The organism is Paraburkholderia sp. BR10141 (assembly GCF_056155635.1).
In genome coordinates this window covers 67,619-80,594 of the sequence record NZ_JBMIQH010000008.1, presented here as the reverse complement: position 1 = coordinate 80,594, position 12,976 = coordinate 67,619, and the positions used below count along the sequence as shown (strand labels likewise).

Below are 12,976 nucleotides of genomic sequence, written 5' to 3'. Positions count from 1 at the left end.
CTCCGTTGCTCAGGCTCAGGCGCAAGTATGGGGGGAAGGGCGCACGAAATCCACGCGCAAATTATGTCGAGTCATGTCATGGGCGCACGGCCCGCGGCGCGCCGTTCCGACTCGACGAGGGACGGTTCAGCGGCAGGCGCACGACGGCTTCGAGGCCGCCGCCTTCGCGGTCGCGGAAGGTGAGCGAGCCGCCGTGCAGCCGCGCGATCCGCTCGACGATGGCAAGCCCGAGGCCCGATCCGCCCGAATGAGTACGGGCGTTCGCGCCGCGGCTGAAGGGCGATTTGAGGCGCTCCAGTTCCTCGGCGCGGATGCCGTTGCCACGGTCGGCAACGATCACGCAGGCGGTGTCGTCGTCGCGCCACGTGCGAATCGTCAGACCTGTGCGGCCATAGTTCGCGGCGTTCTGCATGAGATTCATCAGCAGACGCATAACCGCGATGGGCCGGAACGCGAAAACCGGCAATTCACCCTCGTCGAAATCGAATTCATGCCCGAGCCCCGCGAAGTCGGCAACGAGTTGGCCCGCGAGCGCGTTGAGGTCGCCTGGTTGCGGCGCTTCGCGCTCGCCGCTGCCTGCGTAGTCCATGAACTGCTGGAGGATCGTGTCGATCTGGTCCAGATAGCTCTCGGACGAGGCCACGAGCGCATCGTTGCTGCCGCGCGGCAGGGCCATCGCGATCGCGAGGCGCAGTTTCGTGAGTGGCGTGCGGATGTCGTGCGAGACGCCGGCCAGCATCAGCGCGCGCGTGGCCTCAGCCTGCTTCAGCGCTTCGGTCATCTGGTTGAAGGCGCGGCTCACCTGGGCGATTTCGGTCGGGCCGTTGGTCGGCAGTGGCGGCGGCGTTTCGCCTGCGCTCACGCGCCGCGCCGCGCGCGCGAGTTTGCGCAGCGGGCGGTTGATGTGGCGCTGCAACAGGTAGCCGGTGAGCGCGGCGAGCAGCGCGAGCGCGGCGGAGAGGATCAACGCCGTAGTGATGCCGCTCGCTCGCGCGTCGGCGGTCACCGGCAGGGCGATCCAGACCGGTTCGCCCGCTGCGTGAAGGCGGATCCACAGGCGCTCCTGCGCGGCTTCGCCAGCCGCGGCGGGTACGGTCTCGTCGTGACTCGCGTCCCAGCGCACCAGCAACTCGGGCGGCAGATGGCTTTGCAGCGCTTCGACGAACACGTCGCGCTGCCAGGTGCGGAAAAAGTCGACGAGACTCGGCTGCGCCTCGCTCGACGCTTGTGGCGGCGCCGCACGGCGCGCATCGAACCGCGCGGCCGCCGCGCGCCCTTCGTCGGGTGGCATGGACGCGAGCGTGGTGTCGAGCAGCTTGACGTAATCGGCGAAGATGATCGAGGCGCGTTCGATGCGCGGGCGCTGCACGAAGTGCAGCAGGACGACGAGCGAGCAGATCTGCGAGAGCGCGACGAGCGCCACCAGCAGCGCGATGTTGCGCGAGAGCAGCGAGCGCGGCAGCCGCAAGCGCATTACGATTCGACGCCGGCCACCAGCATGTAGCCGATGCCCCAGACGGTCTTGATGAAGCGCGGCTTGGCGGGATCGTCCTCGACGATCTGGCGCAGGCGCAGGATCTGCACGTCCACGCTGCGGTCGAGCGCGCTGTGGTCGCGTCCGCGCGCGCGGGCGAGCAGGTTCTCGCGGCTCACAGCGCGATTCGGCGACGAGCCGAGCGCGTGAAGCAGCAGCATCTGCGCCGAGTGGACTTCGATGGGCGTGCCGTCGCGGTAGAGCGTTTGTTTGCCAACGTCGAACTGAAAGTCGCCGAAGCGCAGCATTTGCGAGGTGACCGTGGGCTCGCCCGAGGCCATCTTCTGGCGACGCAACAGGGCGCGAATGCGCGCGACCAGTTCGTCGGGGAGAAACGGCTTGGCGAGATAGTCGTCGGCGCCGGTTTCGAGGCCGATCACCTTGTCGGCGGCATCGCCTTTCGCGGTGAGCATGAGGATCGGCAGCGTCTGGCCTTCGGCGCGCAGGCGTCGGCATACGGTGAGGCCGTCTTCGGGCTCCATCATGAGATCGAGCACCAGCAGGTCGTAGGGCTCACGCTGGAGCAGGCGGTCGAGGCGCTTGCCGTCGGCGACGGCGCGTACCTCGAAACCCTGGCTCGTGAGAAAGCGCTGCAGCATGTTGCGCAGTTCGGCTTCGTCGTCGAGCACGATGATCCTGTTTGCCTGCTCCATGTGACGCCTCCGGCGTTCATCGGGCTGCTGCGCGCGCTCGCATGAAGTCCTCGATCTGCGCGAGGGTGACGAAGCCGGCTTTTTGCGTGTCGATTTCGTCGAAGTGCTGCGCGACCTTCGGCATACCCGCCTGCGCCTGCTCGCGCGTGAGCTTGCCGTCGTGCGTCGTGTTCGCGGCGGCGAAACGCCCTTGCAGCTGCGCCATCATGCGTTCGACGCGCGCGCTGTCGCCTGAGCCGTCTGGCAAGGCCTGAGCCGATGCCGGCACGCAAACCGCTGCTGAAACGATACACAAAACGAGGGCAGCGATCATCTTCTTCATGGTGTTCTCCGTGAGGTGGCCGACGAAGCTCGCCGGCCGGTTGATCAAGCGAATGAGGCGGGCGGCTGCGGGTCATGCGAATCCGCAGCCGCCGGTGATGGTTCAGGCCCAGTGAGCCGGGACCCACACGCGGCCGACCCAGTGGCCGGGAATCCACACGGCGGGGCGCGGGGCGATGTACACGGCGCGCGGCAGCGGCTGGCCCACATAGACGACCTTGGGTGCCGGCGGCGCCACGTAGACGACCTTCGGTGCGGGAGGCGCGACATAGACGGTCTTCGGTGCAGGAGTCGCGACATAAACCGTCTGCGGTGCAGGTGCGGGCGCGACGACGACCGTCTTGGGGGCGGGCGGCGGCGGGGCGACATACACCGTGGTGCTGGGCGGCGGCGGCGTGACGACGACCGGCGCGGGCACGGGGACCGGGGCGCCCACGACGGCGACCGTCGTGCCCGAGGTCGTTACCGTGCCGGTGGTCACGGTGCCGCCATGGACAACGGTCGTGCCGCCGCCCGTGGTCACCACGCCGGTTCCGACGCCCGTGGCGCTGCCCGAGTGGTAGACGCTGCCGCCCTGCGTGCCGGTGACGGTGCCCGAGCGATTGCACGTGTTGCCCGCACAGTTCGTGGATGCCGAGTGCCCGTAGGTGTTGCCGTTGCCCGTCGTGACCGTGCCCGTCGACGAGTACTGGCCCGGCGCCGTGCGCGTCACGCTGCCCGCGGTGCTCGCGCTGCGGCCATCCGAGCCGTCGAGCGAGCCGGTGTGCGAGCAGGTGCCGCCCGCGCAGCTCGTATCGCCCGAATGCTGGACCGAGCGGCCGTTCGGACCGTAGGCCGTGCCGCTGTTGCTGAACTGGCCCGGCGCGGTGCGGGCGACGGAGCCGCTGTTGGTGGCGACGCCGCCCCAGGGACCGGCCACGCCGCCCGCATGCGAGCAGGTGCCGCCGCTGCAGGAACCGTAGTGCGCGCCGTTGTACGTGCCGTGCGGCGTGTATGCCGTGCCGTGGCCGGACCAGCCGGCGAAAGCGGGGGCGCTGGCGAAGCCGATAAGCGCGGCGACGACGAGGGGGAGCGTTTTCATCAGAGGTCCTTGCGGTTCGTTTCGGGAGGCACGCTGCGGCGTGTCAGCGGAACGAACTATAGGGCTGGGCCAGGCGCAAGTCGCGTCGTAAACCATGTCACGGTGTTACACGTCGCGGGGCCGCTGGCGCGCCCTCCCCGCGCACGCGGCGCGGCGGGCGTATCGAGGTGTTTCGCGCGCGTGGCGCGTGACATATCCCGACATACTTTGCGCGTGGTTTTTCCCGTTGGGCGCCACTACAGTGCCCTTCATCCGACGCGACGCCGCGACTCCTGCGTGCAACACGCGTCTTTCTTCACCGCGCAAGACGCGCTCAATGCACACGATCCATCATGCTCACTACAGGAAAACTCGCGTTCTATGTCACGCTGTTCGTCGTTGCCGTCTCGCTGATCGAGGCGTGCGTGCTCACGTTCAGGAAGCGCCGCGAAGCGGCGGGCGAGGCCGCATTCGATTGGTCTGAGGTTGGGCTTTCGCTCGCCGACCTCGCGGGCCGCAAGCTCCTCGCGTTCCTGCCGCTTTCTCTCGCCGCGCCGATCCTGGATTTCGCGTGGGAGCATCGGCTCTTCACACTGAATATCGACACGGTTGCGCTCGTGCTGCTGGTCTTCATCGGTCAGGAGTTCTGCTATTACTGGTATCACCGCGCTTCGCACCGCATCCGCTTCTTCTGGGCCACGCATGCCGTGCACCATTCGCCGAACCAGTTGACGCTTTCGTCTGCCTACCGGCTGGGCTGGACCGGCAAGCTGACCGGCCCGGCCATGTTCTTCGGTCCGCTCGTGTGGCTCGGCGTGCGGCCCGAAGTCGTGCTCGCCATCCTCTCGCTCAACCTGCTCTATCAGTTCTGGCTGCACAACACGTGGATTCCGAAACTCGGCTGGCTCGAGTACGTGTTCAACACGCCGTCCAACCACCGCGTGCACCACGCTTCGAACGTCGACTATCTCGATGCCAACTATGGCGGAGTCCTGATCATTTTCGACCGCCTGTTCGGTACCTACGTGCCGGAACGTGCCGAAGAGCCTTGCCGCTACGGGCTCGTGACGCCCGTGCGCTCGCGCAATCCGTTCGTCGTCGAACTGGAACACTGGGAGACGCTCGCACGCGACGTCGTGATGGCGAAGGACATCTGGACCGCCGTGCGCTATGTTTTCCTGCCGCCGGGCTGGCGCGCGGACGGCGGCGGCGACACCACGGAGAACCTGCGCAAGCAGCACGCGCTCGCCACGGTACGCGCGGAGGTTTCACGCGGACGCCCGCGCGCCGGTTGATGGAAGGCCGCGGCTCGCGTAACGTGGCGCCAGCGGCGCCCGCATCGATCGCGGGCTGCATCGAATTCAGGTTAGCAAAGGAATAAGAGCATGGAAAATGGTCTGAACGGCAAAGTGGTCGCGGTGACGGGCGGCTTCGGCAGCCTGGGTCTGGCGACGGCGCAATTGCTGGCCGAACGCGGCGCCCGCGTGGCGCTGATCGGCCGCGGCGCGGCCCCCGAAGCGGCGGCGCTGCCCGCCGCGCTCGCGAACGCGCTGCGCATGGGCGGCGTCGATCTCGTCGACGCGAAGGCGGCCCAGACTGCCTTCGGCGCATTGCAGGAGAGACTCGGCGGGCTCGACGCGCTCGTCAACGTGGCGGGCGCGTTCCGGTGGGAGACTATCGGCGACGGCGACGCGCGCACGTGGGATTTGATGTTCGATTTGAACGTGAAGACGGCGCTCAATGCCTCGAAGGCCGCGCTGCCTCATCTCGTGAAGAGCGGCGCGGGGCGTGTGGTCAACATCGGCGCGGGCGCGGGACTCAAGGCGGGGCTCGGCATGGGCGCGTATTCGGCGTCGAAGGCGGGCGTGGCGCGCTTGACGGAAGCGCTCGCGGAAGAGCTGAAGGACAAGGGTGTGACGGTGAACGCGATCTTGCCGAGCATCATCGACACGCCGCAAAACCGCGCCGACATGCCGGACGCCGATTTCACGCGCTGGGTGCAGCCGCGCGAGATCGCTACGGTGATCGCGTTCTTGCTGAGCGAGGACGCGCAGGCGATTACGGGGGCGCTGATTCCGGTGAACGGGCGCGTATAAGCGCGGCGCCGCGCTGACACGCACGGTATACGGACCGCTTCAACAGAGTGGTCCCGCTGTGGTCGCGCTGTGACGGGTTAGTGGCCGTGGCCGCCGCCGGCCCCCCTGCCACCGCCGCCGCCTTGCCACGTGCCGCCACCGCCTCCATGCCAGCCGCCGCCGTGTCCACCGCCACCGTGCCAGCCGCCGCCATGGCCACCGCCGTGCCAGCCGTGGTGATAGCAGCATCCGCCGCCACCGCCCCAGACGGCGATGCCGCCATAGCCGCCGCCGAAATAGCCGGGGTAGTAGTCGTAACCGTAGGCGTACGGATAGCCCGAGTCGTACGGGTAGCCGTAGTCATAGCCGTAGTACCCGGGGTAACCGGGATAGGGCGCGACCGCGCAGCCCGCAAGCACCGCGGCCGCGCCGAGCGCTGAAATTCGCCGCAACACGATAATCTCCGCATATCTACGTTTGAAACCATTTGGCGCAGCCAGGTTCAGACGTATTTGTGTCCGCAGATTACCGCAGGGCCGCCGCGGCCGCCGACGCCGGCACGACGGCAGCTTCTAGGCGCGTCGGAAGGCTGCGCGGTCGAACAGCCAGACCGCCACGAGCGTCGCGCCCATCAGCGGAAACACGATGCCGAGCAGCACGAGACCGGTCTTCCAGGCGCGCAGCGGGGGCGCGGCGCGCTCGCGTGAGGGCGCCGCCAACATCGATGCGCCCTTCGCGCGGGCGGGGCGGCGTAGCCACCACATCACGAATCCCGTCACCGCGAGCGCGCCGAGGCCCAGCGAAATCGCCGCGCAGATCAACTGGTTGGCGAGGCCAAAGTAGCGGCCCATGTGCAGCGATGTGCCATATGAAATGGCCTTCGAAACTGCGCCGTAATCGTCATAGCGAATGTCCTTGAGCACGGCGCCGCTGTATTGGTCGATATACACGGTGCGTTCCGCTTTCGGATCGGGCGGAAAGTACGAGACCGTGTAGACGCCATCGGGCGTGGCGGGCAGCACGATGTCGTAACCGTCGCGCACGCCGAGATCGCGCATCTGGGCGACGACCTGGGCAAGCGTCCAGTGTTGCGATGCGCCGGACGCGTCGGGCGAGTGCGGCACGGGAACCGCGCCGACGGCCCAGGGCACGAGCGGGAGCGGCATGTCGTCCATCACCATGCCTGGCATCGACGCCATGTCGTGCCCCGCGTGCTCTCCGCTGTGTTCTTGTCGATCGGCGTGGCTTGCGGGAGGATTCGCCGCTGCGCCGCTAGCTGCTGCTGCCGGCCCACCCGGCAAGGCCGACTTCAGCGCGAGACCGCCGCCCCACGCGCCGCGCGGCGCGCCGAGGCTCGCGCGCGTGGCGAGCGCCTTGAACTGCTTGCCCCACGAGCCGGTCCACGGCAAGCCGCTCAACACGAACGCGAGCGCGCCCACGGCGAGCCAGATGCCGACGCTCGCGTGCACGCTCTTCCAGAACGGCCGCCCGCGCGCGGCGAAGCGAGGCAGCAGCGCGGCGCGCCACGACGCACCCGCGCGCGGCCACCAGAGCGCAATGCCGGTGGCGATCATCACCAGCGTCCAGCAGGCGGCCAGTTCCATCAGCAGCTCGCCGGGCTTGCCGAGCAAGAGCTTGCGATGCAGCATGCGGTCGACCTGCATGAAGCGGCGATCGACGTCGAGCGTGCCGAGCACCGCGCCATCATAGGGATTCACGTAGACGCTCTCTTTGGTCCCGCCGGGCAGCGCGAAAACGAATTCGGCGCTGCGTGCGGGATTCGATTCGACGTGCGCGCGCAGCGCCCGCGCGTCGGGCGGCAGCGCGGCTCGCGCGCGGGCCAGCAGCGTATCCACGGGCAGGCGCGGTGTCGCCGCCGGCGCGACCACCAGCCGATGCGGGTAAAGCAGCGGTTCGATCTGCGGCTGGAAACAGTAGATCGTGCCCGTAATGGCGAGCACGAGCAGCAAGGGCATGACGAAGAGGCCGGCGTAAAAATGCCAGCGCCACAGCGTGCGGTAGCCGGACTGCGCCGCGTGGGCAGGCGGTGCGCTGACCGGGTCGGATATCGTGGACATCGGGGACTCCCTGTCGAGCCGGCACGGCTCGAATGCATGGATGATTCAAACGAAAACGAGCCGCTCAAATGTCGAGCTTCGCTTCGAGGTAGTAGGTACGGCCGGGATACGGGTGATAGACGAAGTAGCGCGCGTCGAACAGGTTGTCGATGCCCACGCCTATCTCGCTCTTCTTCGTCGGCCGGAAGGTGTACTTCACGTCGGCGACCGTGTAGGTGCTCGTGCCGCCGAATACGTTCGGGTTCGTGTCCGTGTTCGTGAGCGTGTTGTACTGGCGCCCCGAGTAGCGCGCGGCGAGCGTGAGCGCGGAGCGCGCGTCGAACCGGTAGGTCGCGACGAGATTCGCGCGCCACAGCGGAATGCGATAGAAGTACTTGCCGACGCTCGCCGGATTCTGCGCGTTCTCCAGGATCTTCGACTGCGTATAGGCCACGCTCGCCGCGAGATCGAGCCCGCGCACGATGACGTCTTCTCCCTGATAGCTCGTTTCCACGCCGCGCGAGCGCACCTTGCCGATGTTCTGGAAGTTCGTGACGTTCGGAATGACCGTCGTATCGGTCTGGCTGAAGATCGTGTTCTTTACGTCGTCCTGAAAGAGCGTCAGGCGGAACAGGCCGTTCCAGTGCGCCCATTCGGCGCTCAGTTCCTTCGAGAGATCGTCCTCGGGGCGCAGGTTCGGATTGTTGTTGACGATGGACGAGCCGTTCACCTGCCCCTGGAACAACTCGCTCACAGTCGGGAAGCGGTAGGCGCGCGCAATCGATGCACGCAGCGTGAGGTCGTCGGTCACGTCGAACGAGAGCGAAGCTTTCGGCGACAAGTGATGGTCGCCCGCGTTCGCATAAGGCACGTTCACACTGCCGAGCGCCTGATAGCCGTCGAAGGCGCGCCAATTCTCGTAGCGCACCCCGTACACGAGCTTCCAGCGTGGCAGGAAGCGCCAGGCGTCCTGTGCATAGAGCGCCTGCATTTCGGTCTTGCCCGCGAAGGCGTTGGCGAAACTGTTCGCACCGCCGTCGCGCCACGCGAGCGTGTTGTACGTGCGGTTGTCGAGCGCGTAATCGTCATAGTGATAGCCGAAGGTGAGCCAGTGGGCGGCGAGTCCGGCGTCGGGTGTGGCCGGCGTCCACGTCGTCTTGAGGTCGAGCGTCTTCCAGCCGGTGCCGTCGCCCAGCGTCATGACGCCGGGACCGTTGCCGGGTCCGCCCGCATTCGCCGTGCGCGCCACGCTGTTGCTTACGTCGTAGTACGAGGCAATGGCTTCAGCGTTCCAGCCGGTCGCCTGATGGGTGCGCAGCGTCGCGCCATACAGCCAGTTTTCGCTCCAGCCGCGGCTCGGTGCGAACGCGGCGGCGGGAATGGTGTACTCGTAGCCGTTGATCGACACCTTGCCGCTGTACACGGGGTTGCCGTTCGCGTCGTAAAGGAAGGTCGAGGTGGCGTTGTTGTAGGTCTGGTGCCAGTAGCCGAGCGTCACGCCGCCTTGCACGGTGGGCGTGAAGTCGTACTGCATGCGCAGCTTGAACTGGTCCTGCACCGTGTGCTGCATGCCTTCGCCGTTCACGCCGAGCACGACCGTGGGCGTGTTGGTCTGGTTGTTGTAGAAGTACGCGCCACGCACGGGCACGTCGCCCGGTTGCGCGGGCTTCGTCGACTGCGCAAGCGTGGCGAACTGCAGCGGCTGGCTCGTGTTCTCCAGGTGGTTCACGCCAAGCAGATACGAGAACTTGCCGATGCGGTCGCCGATCGAAGCGCTCATCTCGCTGCCGTTGAAGTTCTGGTTTACGCCGAAGAGGCTGAAATGCTGGGTGAACGCCTTTACGTCCGCGGTCGCTTCGAACGCCTTCGGCATGCGCGTGGTGATGAGCACAGTGGCGCCGAGCGAGTTGCCGGGATAGAGCGCGGAATACGGCCCGTAGATCACATCCACTTGCTGGATCTGGTCGGGGAACACCATCGACCAGCGTGGCGGGAAACTGTAACTGTTGCCGAGCAGGTTCGAGAGCAGCAGGCCGTCGGCATAGACGAGACCGCGCGCGCTTTGCGTATTGCTCGTGCCGCGCACGGCGATGATCGAGTTCAGATCGCCCACGTAGCGCTTGCGTACCGCGAGATTGGGCAGGTACTTGAGCACGTCCTCCGTGTTGACGACGTTCCAGTTCGCGAATTGCGCGGGCGTGACGGTTTCCACCGTCGCGGGCAGGTGGGGATCGACGGCGGGCGCCGCGGCGCTGCCAGCGGCGGCGCTGACCGTGACGGTGGGCAGCGTGGTGGCCGAGGCGGCATCGGCGGCTTGCGCCTCGGCAGCATGGGCTGCATGAAAGACGATGGGTGCAACGAGAGGCAGCGGCAAGACGCGCGGCAGCATGGCGAGCGCGAGGCGCCCGGCATGCTGCAGCGCGCGCGGCGTTGCGCGTTCGCGCGAGCGAACGCCAGCGCCACGCGTGGTGAGCGTGGACATGAAATGCTTTCCTGGAAACGGGAATCGAGCAGTCGCGCGTGTCGTGCGTGCTCGTTGGGCACGCGATCAGATCGCGGTCGACCGGCTGGTAAAGGCGTAACTCAGGAAAGGACGGGTGGGGCGCGCGGCCTGCCCGAAGGGAAGGCGCCTAAGGGGAGGTCGTGGGTGACGGGCGGCGCGATCGTCTCGCGGGCGAGCACGAGGGCGGCAAGCGGAGCGGGCGCGGCGACCGAAGCCATCGCCACATGATGCTCGAGCAGATGGCAGTAGCCGCAGGCGCCGAATGCGTCGTCGTGCGAAAGATGCGGCGCGCTACCGGACTGCACCGGCTGCACGGCCGAGCAGAGCGTGGCGTCCGGCTCATGCGCGTGCTGCGCGGCGACGAGCTGGCTCACGAGCGGCGCAAGCACGATGAGCCACATGGCGACGAGGCCAAGCCATGCGGTCAGCAGTGAATGCTTGCGTGAATTCATGAGAATGAGAATGATTGCGCGGCGGAGTCTAACACGGCCTTTCGCGTTTGCGCACGCGCGCCCGCGGCCCTGAGGATGGCAATAAGCGCGGTGCGATGTCGCGTCCGTCGACGCCGTTGCGTGGCATCGAAACGCCCGCGGCTGGGGACTTCCTTACCTCTTCGCGCGAACTCGATGCCCGCTGCATGGTCCTATACCCCCAAGGATGAGCGGTCATGGCCGCCGCGGGCGGCCGGTGCCCACGCGCCGGATTGCGGGTTTGCCCCGGCGACGGCCATGCGCGCTATCCTGTAGCGCTTTGCGCACGGCCCGGATGTCCACGATCGGGCCGGCGCGGGCACCCGAAGCCCCATTTGCACAGGAAAACCACGCAATGCGCCGACGTCAATTTCTTCTCAGCTCCAGCGCCGCTCTCGCCGCCAGCGGCCTCGCGCTTGCCGGCTGCACGACAACGCCGCTCGGCACGCAGAACAGCGCTTCGCAAAACACGGCGAAGCGCAATTCGATCGACGCAGGCGTCGACGCCACGCTCTCGCGCCTCTTCAGCACGGTGAGCGGGTCGCAGGAGCTGGTCTCGAAGGCGAGCGGCGTGCTCGTCTTTCCGCAGGTGCTTTCGGCAGGTTTCTGGATCGGCGGTCAGTACGGGACCGGCGCGCTGCGCGTGGATGGCCGCACGACGGGCTACTACAGCACCATTGCGGGCTCGTTCGGCCTGCAGATCGGCGCGCAGTCCAAAGCCATCATCTTCGCGTTCATGAACCCGGTCGCGCTCAACGATTTCACGAGCAGCCAGGGGTGGTCGGCAGGTGCGGACGCCACGGTTGCGCTCGTCACGGTGGGCGCGAACGGCAATGTCGATACCTCGACCGCGACGAGCCCCGTGGAAGCGTTCGTGCTGACCAACGCGGGCCTCATGGCCGGGGTGTCGCTGGAAGGCGTGAAGGTGTCGCGGCTCGTCATTTGACGCTGCCGCGCGCAGTGACGAGTTGGCATGAAAGGAGACACACGCATGGCGACGCCCACGTACCGCCGCAAACACAAGATTCACTTCTCGGAGTGCGATCCCGCCGGGATCGTGTTCTATCCGCAGTATTTCGTCCTCTTCAACGATCTCGTCGAATCGTGGATCGACGAGTTGTTGCCGCAGGAGGGCTATCACGGCGTGATAGGCGCTCGCCGCGTGGGCATGCCGACCGTGCGGCTCGAAGTGGATTTCAAGGCGGTCAGCAAGATGGGCGACGAGGTCTGGCTCTCGCTCGACGTCGAGCGCCTGGGCGGGGCGTCGCTCACGCTCGCGTGGGCCTGCACGGGCGTGGACGGCGTGCTGCGTATGGCGGCACGCCAGACCATCGTGACCACCTCGCTCGACACTCACAAGTCGATTGGCATTCCTGAGGATATTCGCGATGCGATCGCGCGGGCGATGACGGCCGCCGCGCGCGATTGATCATTGGACCACGTTCAGGCGGCAGCGCCCAGCGCCGCTTGCAACGTGACAAACGTTTTTTCGTCGGTGCGTTCGAAATGCAGCGGCGTGACCGAAACGCGGCCGGAGTTCACCACGGCCGTTTCGCTGTCGGGCCCGTTTTCGCGCGGGCCGCGATTGAAGCGCAGCCAGTGGTAGTCCATGCCGCGCGGGTCGATCTGCGGCACGACGTCGATGCCCTGCACGAGCCCGACGCCCTGGCGCGTGACCGTGAGCGGGCCTGCGGCGCTGGCGTCGATATCGGGAAAATTCACGTTCAGGCAGACCGGCGCGTCATGCGCGACGGCGGCGAGGCGGCGAATCACGTCCGGCGCGAGCGCGCGGGCGGTGTCCCAGCGCACCCGCTCGCGGTCGCGGAAGGTCTGGCTCAAGGCGATGGACGGCAGGCCGAGCAACAGGCCCGTCATGGCTGCGCCCACCGTGCCCGAGAACATCGTCTCCACGCCGAGGTTGCCGCCGCGGTTGATGCCCGAGAGCACGAGCGAAGGGCGCACGTCGCCCATCAGCTGGCGCACCGCCATCACCACGCAATCGCCGGGCGTGCCGAGCACCCCGAAGCGCCGCGCGCCGCGCCGGCTCACGCGCAGCGGCGTATGCAGGCTGATCGAGTGCGAGGTGCCGCTCTGGTCGTGTTCGGGCGCGACGACCCAGACTTCGTGCGCGAGGTCGGCGGCCACGGCTTCGAGTACGGCGAGGCCGGGCGCATCGATGCCGTCGTCGTTGGTGAGGAGCACGCAGGGCAGTTTCGTATCGGTTGCGGTCATGGCTGGCTCTTCTTCGTGGCAAGGTCGGGGGAAAGGGGCATTATTCCAGAGTGCGTTCCGTGCTGCCGTGC

13 protein-coding genes are annotated in these 12,976 nt (G+C 67.3%); 4 read left to right on the top strand and 9 right to left on the bottom strand.

The window, feature by feature from the left end:
- Window positions 1-76 precede the first annotated feature (76 nt).
- The 4 genes from ACOJB8_RS13585 to ACOJB8_RS13570 all read right to left on the bottom strand — a co-directional run bounded on the left by ACOJB8_RS13585 (window position 77) and on the right by ACOJB8_RS13570 (window position 3,589).
- Window positions 77-1,474 (bottom strand): ATP-binding protein, encoded by a 1,398-nt coding sequence (locus tag ACOJB8_RS13585; RefSeq protein WP_475012889.1) that lies wholly within the window; start codon window positions 1,472-1,474, stop codon window positions 77-79.
- Window positions 1,474-2,187, bottom strand: a complete 714-nt coding sequence (locus tag ACOJB8_RS13580; RefSeq protein WP_342946085.1) for a response regulator — start codon at window positions 2,185-2,187, stop codon at window positions 1,474-1,476. The genes ACOJB8_RS13585 and ACOJB8_RS13580 overlap by 1 nt, the downstream gene beginning before the upstream one ends.
- Before the next feature lie 16 nt (window positions 2,188-2,203).
- A complete protein-coding gene (locus tag ACOJB8_RS13575) occupies window positions 2,204-2,509 on the bottom strand; it encodes an EF-hand domain-containing protein (protein WP_069262388.1) in 306 nt (101 codons plus the stop codon).
- 102 nt (window positions 2,510-2,611) lie between these two features.
- Window positions 2,612-3,589 (bottom strand): hypothetical protein, encoded by a 978-nt coding sequence (locus tag ACOJB8_RS13570; RefSeq protein WP_475012886.1) that lies wholly within the window; start codon window positions 3,587-3,589, stop codon window positions 2,612-2,614.
- 332 nt (window positions 3,590-3,921) lie between these two features.
- Between ACOJB8_RS13570 and ACOJB8_RS13565 the strand changes: the two genes are divergently transcribed.
- Window positions 3,922-4,863 carry a sterol desaturase family protein gene (locus tag ACOJB8_RS13565; RefSeq protein WP_342946087.1) on the top strand — a complete coding sequence of 314 codons (942 nt, stop codon included), beginning with the start codon at window positions 3,922-3,924 and terminating at the stop codon, window positions 4,861-4,863.
- A 90-nt stretch (window positions 4,864-4,953) separates the two neighbouring features.
- On the top strand, window positions 4,954-5,664 hold the full coding sequence (locus ACOJB8_RS13560) for an SDR family NAD(P)-dependent oxidoreductase (protein WP_342946088.1): 711 nt from the start codon (window positions 4,954-4,956) through the stop codon (window positions 5,662-5,664).
- Window positions 5,665-5,741: 77 nt separating this feature from the next.
- Here the strand turns inward: ACOJB8_RS13560 and ACOJB8_RS13555 are convergent, their stop codons facing one another.
- The 4 genes from ACOJB8_RS13555 to ACOJB8_RS13540 form a co-directional block, all read right to left on the bottom strand.
- On the bottom strand, window positions 5,742-6,098 hold the full coding sequence (locus ACOJB8_RS13555) for a hypothetical protein (protein ID WP_342946089.1): 357 nt from the start codon (window positions 6,096-6,098) through the stop codon (window positions 5,742-5,744).
- A gap of 117 nt (window positions 6,099-6,215) precedes the next feature.
- Complete coding sequence (locus ACOJB8_RS13550; RefSeq protein WP_342946090.1) at window positions 6,216-7,721, bottom strand: PepSY-associated TM helix domain-containing protein; 1,506 nt, start codon at window positions 7,719-7,721, stop codon at window positions 6,216-6,218.
- Between the two features lie 64 nt (window positions 7,722-7,785).
- On the bottom strand, window positions 7,786-10,089 hold the full coding sequence (locus ACOJB8_RS13545; protein WP_428995929.1) for a TonB-dependent receptor: 2,304 nt from the start codon (window positions 10,087-10,089) through the stop codon (window positions 7,786-7,788).
- Between the two features lie 194 nt (window positions 10,090-10,283).
- On the bottom strand, window positions 10,284-10,655 hold the full coding sequence (locus ACOJB8_RS13540) for a DUF2946 domain-containing protein (RefSeq protein WP_069261940.1): 372 nt from the start codon (window positions 10,653-10,655) through the stop codon (window positions 10,284-10,286).
- A gap of 373 nt (window positions 10,656-11,028) precedes the next feature.
- Here ACOJB8_RS13540 and ACOJB8_RS13535 point away from each other — a divergent pair, with 373 nt between their 5' ends.
- Together ACOJB8_RS13535 and ACOJB8_RS13530 are read left to right on the top strand one after the other, a co-directional pair.
- The gene (locus ACOJB8_RS13535) at window positions 11,029-11,619 is read left to right on the top strand and encodes a BPSL1445 family SYLF domain-containing lipoprotein (protein ID WP_069261939.1); all 591 of its coding nucleotides are present in this window, start codon (window positions 11,029-11,031) and stop codon (window positions 11,617-11,619) included.
- A gap of 45 nt (window positions 11,620-11,664) precedes the next feature.
- Complete coding sequence (locus ACOJB8_RS13530) at window positions 11,665-12,102, top strand: acyl-CoA thioesterase (protein ID WP_028203609.1); 438 nt, start codon at window positions 11,665-11,667, stop codon at window positions 12,100-12,102.
- A 14-nt stretch (window positions 12,103-12,116) separates the two neighbouring features.
- Here the strand turns inward: ACOJB8_RS13530 and surE are convergent, their stop codons facing one another.
- Window positions 12,117-12,905, bottom strand: coding sequence for a 5'/3'-nucleotidase SurE (gene surE, locus ACOJB8_RS13525; protein ID WP_069261937.1), 789 nt, complete (start codon window positions 12,903-12,905; stop codon window positions 12,117-12,119).
- Window positions 12,906-12,976: the final 71 nt, after the last annotated feature.

What these genes read in the sequence shown, in the direction of transcription:
- ACOJB8_RS13565 (WP_342946087.1), top strand. Translation starts at nt 3,922, where the DNA reads ATGCTCACTACAGGAAAACTCGCGTTCTATGTCACGCTGTTCGTCGTT.
- ACOJB8_RS13540 (WP_069261940.1), bottom strand. Translation starts at nt 10,655, where the DNA reads ATGAATTCACGCAAGCATTCACTGCTGACCGCATGGCTTGGCCTCGTC.
- ACOJB8_RS13535 (WP_069261939.1), top strand. Translation starts at nt 11,029, where the DNA reads ATGCGCCGACGTCAATTTCTTCTCAGCTCCAGCGCCGCTCTCGCCGCC.
- ACOJB8_RS13545 (WP_428995929.1), bottom strand. Translation starts at nt 10,089, where the DNA reads ATGCTGCCGCGCGTCTTGCCGCTGCCTCTCGTTGCACCCATCGTCTTT.
- ACOJB8_RS13585 (WP_475012889.1), bottom strand. Translation starts at nt 1,474, where the DNA reads ATGCGCTTGCGGCTGCCGCGCTCGCTGCTCTCGCGCAACATCGCGCTG.
- ACOJB8_RS13570 (WP_475012886.1), bottom strand. Translation starts at nt 3,589, where the DNA reads ATGAAAACGCTCCCCCTCGTCGTCGCCGCGCTTATCGGCTTCGCCAGC.
- ACOJB8_RS13560 (WP_342946088.1), top strand. Translation starts at nt 4,954, where the DNA reads ATGGAAAATGGTCTGAACGGCAAAGTGGTCGCGGTGACGGGCGGCTTC.
- surE (WP_069261937.1), bottom strand. Translation starts at nt 12,905, where the DNA reads ATGACCGCAACCGATACGAAACTGCCCTGCGTGCTCCTCACCAACGAC.
- ACOJB8_RS13580 (WP_342946085.1), bottom strand. Translation starts at nt 2,187, where the DNA reads ATGGAGCAGGCAAACAGGATCATCGTGCTCGACGACGAAGCCGAACTG.
- ACOJB8_RS13530 (WP_028203609.1), top strand. Translation starts at nt 11,665, where the DNA reads ATGGCGACGCCCACGTACCGCCGCAAACACAAGATTCACTTCTCGGAG.
- ACOJB8_RS13575 (WP_069262388.1), bottom strand. Translation starts at nt 2,509, where the DNA reads ATGAAGAAGATGATCGCTGCCCTCGTTTTGTGTATCGTTTCAGCAGCG.
- ACOJB8_RS13550 (WP_342946090.1), bottom strand. Translation starts at nt 7,721, where the DNA reads ATGTCCACGATATCCGACCCGGTCAGCGCACCGCCTGCCCACGCGGCG.